Annotated in this window: 5 protein-coding genes; 1 reads left to right on the top strand and 4 read right to left on the bottom strand. The window is 68.3% G+C overall.

Features of this window, described 5'->3' with window-relative positions:
- Positions 1 to 356, bottom strand: a 356-nt coding sequence (locus HOQ08_RS09365; RefSeq protein WP_291193604.1) for an MFS transporter, incomplete at its 3' end; no start/stop codon positions are given.
- A gap of 267 nt (positions 357 to 623) precedes the next feature.
- On the opposite strand from HOQ08_RS09365, the gene HOQ08_RS09360 reads away from it, so the two are divergent.
- Positions 624 to 1121, top strand: coding sequence for an acyloxyacyl hydrolase (locus tag HOQ08_RS09360; protein ID WP_291193602.1), 498 nt, complete (start codon positions 624 to 626; stop codon positions 1119 to 1121).
- 36 nt (positions 1122 to 1157) lie between these two features.
- Here HOQ08_RS09360 and HOQ08_RS09355 read toward each other — a convergent pair whose 3' ends face one another.
- The 3 genes from HOQ08_RS09355 to HOQ08_RS09345 form a co-directional block, all read right to left on the bottom strand.
- Complete coding sequence (locus HOQ08_RS09355; RefSeq protein WP_291193600.1) at positions 1158 to 2681, bottom strand: DHA2 family efflux MFS transporter permease subunit; 1524 nt, start codon at positions 2679 to 2681, stop codon at positions 1158 to 1160.
- Between the two features lie 62 nt (positions 2682 to 2743).
- Positions 2744 to 3964, bottom strand: coding sequence for an efflux RND transporter periplasmic adaptor subunit (locus HOQ08_RS09350; RefSeq protein ID WP_291193598.1), 1221 nt, complete (start codon positions 3962 to 3964; stop codon positions 2744 to 2746).
- 10 nt (positions 3965 to 3974) lie between these two features.
- Positions 3975 to 4921 (bottom strand): efflux transporter outer membrane subunit (locus HOQ08_RS09345; RefSeq protein ID WP_291193596.1); only part of this gene is annotated, 947 nt, incomplete at its 5' end.

Here is a 4921-nt window from a genome sequence, read left to right as displayed (position 1 = left end):
GCCACGCCTATGCCCAGGGCGATGGCATAGACCGCCGGCATGGCGACCGCACCGGCCAGTACCAGGCCAGCCAGCAGCGCCACCAGCACCGCGTTGACGCCGCGAGCCAGCAGCAGGATGCGCCGCGCGGAAAGCCGGTCGACCATCGCCCCGCCGATCAGCATGAAGATCGCCCGCGGCAGCGCCATCGCCGCCAGCACCAGGCCGAGGGCGGCTGGGCTGCCGGTCAGCCGCAACACCAGCCACGGCAGCGCGACCAGGGTGAACTGGTCGCCCAGCGCCGAGATCGCGCTGCCGCCGAACAGCAGGCGGAAGTCACGGTTGGCGAGCAACGGCGCGGCGGCGGGGCTTTCCATCGAACGGTTCTCCATGAGGTGTCCTTGGGTCGGGACGGCGGCGCGACTGTCCGAGGGGAGGGCGCGCGCGGCCGGCCGCCGATAGTGGCGCAAACCAGCCATCAGCGGGTGGCTTTTGCATCCGCGCGACAAAGCGTTCGTGACCATGGACGACGCGCCTTACCCATGGCGGCCGTATAAAAGTAAACTATGGAGTACATAAACCTCTCCTCCCCCCAGATAGGTCTCTCCATGCTCCCCGCTTGCCCCCGCCCGTTCCGTGGCACATTGGCGCTGCTGCTAGCCACCGCCACCCTTCCCGCCGCCGCCGCCCATCTGGAAGTACAGGGTGGCCGCAGCTACATGGACAGCTACGGCGCCAACACCGCCTTCGTCGAAGCGATCTTCGCGCCGCATGCGATCGGCGACAGCGGCCGGCTGGACTGGTCGCCCGACGTGTCCGCCGGCTGGATCGACAGCCGCGACGTGGCCCGCTACCGCGGCGATGCCTACGGCACCGACCACGCGGTGGTGCTGGTCGCCGCCGGCGCGCGGTTCCACTATGGCGATGCCGGTGCCTGGTACCGCCCGCTGTTCTTCAGCTTCCAGCTCGCCGGCACCAGCCAGACCACGCAGGCCTTGTCGACCCACTACCAGTTCGTCAGCACGCTGGGTTGGCAGGGCGAGCATCTGAGTTTCCAGATCCGCCACATTTCCAATGGCAGCCTGCACAAGCCCAACCGTGGCGAGACCATGGCACTGGTCGGCGTGGGTTTCGACCTCTGAACACGACGAAGGCGCCGCAAGGCGCCTTCGCTTCTTTCAGTGCCCGCCGCCCGCCGCGGGACCCGCCTTGGCGATGAATGGCGGCCGGGTCAGCCAGATCACCAGCACCAGGCTGACGAAGACCCAGCCCAGCACATGGAAGACCTCGTTGAAGGAGATCTGGTAACCCTGCTGGGTGGCCATCTGGTTGATCATCGCCGCCGCGGTCTGCGGGTCGCCCATCGCGTCCATCGCCGCGCGCGTGGTCGAATCGTAGGCGGTGACGTGCTCGACCAACTGTTCGTGATGCGCCACGGCGCGCCGCTCCCAGAACAGCGTGGTGATCGAGGCGGAGAAGCTGCCGCCCAGCGTGCGCAGGAAGGTGGCCAGCCCCGAGCCCGAGGCGATCTCGTTCTGCTGCAGGTCCGAGAGCAGGATGGTCAGGATCGGCATGAAGAACAGCGCGACCCCTAAGCCCTGGATCAGCTGCACCAGCGCCACGTGGTAGAAGTCGATGCCGATGTAGAAATCCGAGCGCATGAAGCAGGTGACGCCCAACACGATGAAGGCGATCGAGGCGACTGCACGCAGGTCGAACTTGGGCGCGAACTTGCCCACGAAGAAGGTCAGCAGCACCGGCAGCACGCCGATCGGCGCGGTGGCGAAGCCGGCCCAGGTCGAGGTGTAGCCCAGGTTGCGCTGCAGCCATAGCGGCATCAGCAGGCTCATCGCGAAGAACGCGGCGTAGGCCAGGATCAGCGCGATCGTGCCGTAGGTGAAATTGCGGTGGCGGAACAGGCGCAGGTCGACGATGGGGTCCTTGTCGGTCAGTTCCCAGATCAGGAAGATCGCCAGCGAAATCGCCGAGACGATGCTGGTGACGATGATGAAGGTGGAATTGAACCAGTCCTCGTCATTGCCCTTGTCCAGCACCACCTGCAGCGCGCCCACGCCGATGATCAGCGTCACCAGGCCGACGTAGTCGATCTTCGGCCGCTGCGTTGCATCGACGCGTCCGCGCATCTGGTTGGCCACCACCATGCTGGCGAAGATGCCGATCGGCACGTTGATGAAGAAGATCCATGGCCAGGAGTAGTTGTCGGTGATCCAGCCACCCAGGATCGGACCGGCGATCGGCGCCACCACGGTGACCATCGCCAGCAATGCCAGCGCCATGCCGCGCTTGGCCGGCGGATAGATCGAGATCAGCAGGCTCTGCGTGATCGGATACATCGGTCCCGCCACCGCGCCCTGGATCGCGCGGAACAGGATGAGCATGCCCATGCTCTGCGATACGCCGCAGAGGAACGAGGTCAGCGCGAACAGCAGGGTCGACCAGATGAACAGCTTCACCTCGCCGAAGCGGCGGGTGAGGAAACCGGTCAGCGGCAGCGAGATCGCCATGCTCACCGCGAACGAGGTGATCACCCAGGTGCTCTGGTTCACGCTCACGCCGAGGTTGCCGGCGATGGTCGGCAACGACACGTTGGCGATGGTGGTGTCCAGCACCTGCATGAAGGTGGCCAGCGACAGGCCGATCGTGGTCAGCGCCATGCTGGGCGGACGATATTGGGTGGTCATGGGCTGTGTGGATGTGTCCGGGTGAAAAGCCTCCCCCGTTTGCGGGGGGAGGGAGCTGGCGTCTACTTGCTGCTGCGGGCCTTGCTGCCGCCAGCGCCGTTGCCGGCCATGTTCGCGTGGACGATCTGCGCGATCAGGCCGTCGGCCTGGTCGAGCTGCTGCCGGTAGACGTCGGTGCTGAAGGCCGGCTTGGCCGGCGGCTCGGGAGCCAGCATCGGGCCCTGCTGGTCGTGCAGGTCGACCGTGACATCCGTGGAAAGGCCGATGCGCAGCGGGTGCTTGTCCAGCTGCTGCGCATCGGTGAACACCACGCGCACCGGCACGCGCTGCACGATCTTGATCCAGTTGCCGGTGGCGTTCTGCGCCGGCAGCAGCGAGAACGCGCTGCCGGTGCCCACGCCCAGGCTCTGCACCCTGCCCTTGTAGGTCACGTCGCCGCCGTAGACGTCAGCGTGGATCTGGACCGGCTGGCCGATGCGCATGTGGGTCAGCTGGGTTTCCTTGAAGTTGGCGTCGAGCCATACCTCGTGCAGCGGAACCACCGCCATCAGCGGCGTGCCCGGCGCGACGCGCTGGCCCAGCTGCACCGCACGCTTGGCCACGTAGCCGTCGACCGGCGCGACGATGGTCGTGCGCAGGTCGTCCAGGTAGGCCGCGCGCAGCTTCGCCGCGGCCGTCTGGACGTCCGGATGCGAGGCGACCACAGTGTCGTCGACCAGCACCTTGCTGGTCTGGTACTGCTGGGTGGCGGCGGTGAGCGCGCTCTGCGCGGCGGTCAGCTCGACGCGGGCGTGCGCCAGCTCCTCGGCGGAAATCGCGCCGGACCTGGCCAGGTCGCGGCGGCGGTTGAAGTCGGCCTGCGCCTTGTCCACCGCCACCTTGCGCGCGGCCACGTCGGCCTGCGCGCCGCTGACGGTGCTGTACAGGCCGCGCACCTTGCGCACGGTGTTGGCGAGGTTGGCCTTGGCCTCGGCCAGCGCCACTTCGGTGTTGCTCGGATCGAGCTTGACCAGCACCTGGCCGGCCTTGACGCGGTCGCCGTCATCGGCGCCGATCGACACCACGGTGCCGGGCAGCTGCGGGGTAATCTGCACGATGTTGCCGCTGACGTAGGCGTCATCGGTGCCTTCGTACCAGCGACCGTCGAAGTAGTACCACAGGCCCCAGCCGATCAAGGCGAGCAGCACCACCACGCCGAGCGCGCGCAGCAGGAAACCGCGCTTGTTCTTCGCGGCCGGCGCGGAAGCGGCGCCGTTGGGTTGGGAAGCAGGCTGGCTGGACATGGATGAGCCTTCAGGAATGTGCGGGGATGGACGGGGAGGAAGCGGTCTGCGGGCCGGCCGCGGCCTCGGGGCGATAGCCGCCGCCGAGGGCCTGGATCAGCTGCACGGAAAGGTCGACCTGCTGGGCGCGAAGCGCGGCCATGCGCTGTTCGGCGACGAGCAGCTGCTGGCGCACGCTGAGCGCCTCCAGGTAGCTGCCGACGCCGGCGCGGTAGCGCTGTTCGGCCAGCCGCCAGGCATCGTTGGCGGCATCCAGCGCACGCTGCTGCGCGGCGATCTGGTCGGCCAGCGACTGCTGCGCGGCGTAGTCGTCGGACACTTCGTTGAGCGCACCGACCAGGGTCTGGTTGTACTGCGCCACGGCGAGGTCGTACTGCGCGTCCTTGGCCGAAAGGTTGGCGCGCAGGCGCCCGCCGTCGAAGATCGGCAGGCTGAGCGAGGGACCGGCCTGGTAGAACAGCGACGAGGCGCGGAACAGGTTGGTGCCGCCCATCGCAAGCAGGCCGGCCATGGCGCCCAGCTTCACGTTGGGCAGGAACTCGGTCTTGGCCGCGGCAATGTCGCGGCCCGCCGCCTCGACGCGCCAGCGCGCGGCGACCAGATCGGCGCGATGGCCGACCAGCTCGATCGGCAGGTCGGCCGGCACCGCCAGTGCGGCGGGCGCGAGCGCTTGCGGGCGGGCGATGTCCAGGCCGCGGTCGGGACCCTTGCCGAGCAATACCGAAAGCGCCGAGCGCGCCGCGTCGATGGCGCGCCGGGCCACCGCCAGCTGCTGCTCGGCGCTGGCCACTTCGGCGTCGCCCTGCTTGAGCTGCAGCTGGCTGTCGAGTCCGGCGCGGACGCGCTGGGCGGTCAGCTCGCGCGCCTGGCCGGCGCGCTCGAGTTCGGCCTGCGCCAAGTCATGCTGGGCGAAGGCATAGCCGAGCTGCGCATAGGCGCGGGCGACGTTGCCCGACA

This window comes from Frateuria sp., from assembly GCF_013362045.1.
In the GTDB taxonomy this organism is placed as follows: Bacteria; Pseudomonadota; Gammaproteobacteria; order Xanthomonadales; family Rhodanobacteraceae; genus Frateuria_A.
Note: the sequence above shows the minus strand (reverse complement) of the source record. Positions and strands in the feature narration are given on the sequence as shown.

Coding starts and splice junctions, on each gene's coding strand:
- HOQ08_RS09355 (WP_291193600.1), bottom strand. CDS start 2,681: ATGACCACCCAATATCGTCCGCCCAGCATGGCGCTGACCACGATCGGC.
- HOQ08_RS09350 (WP_291193598.1), bottom strand. CDS start 3,964: ATGTCCAGCCAGCCTGCTTCCCAACCCAACGGCGCCGCTTCCGCGCCG.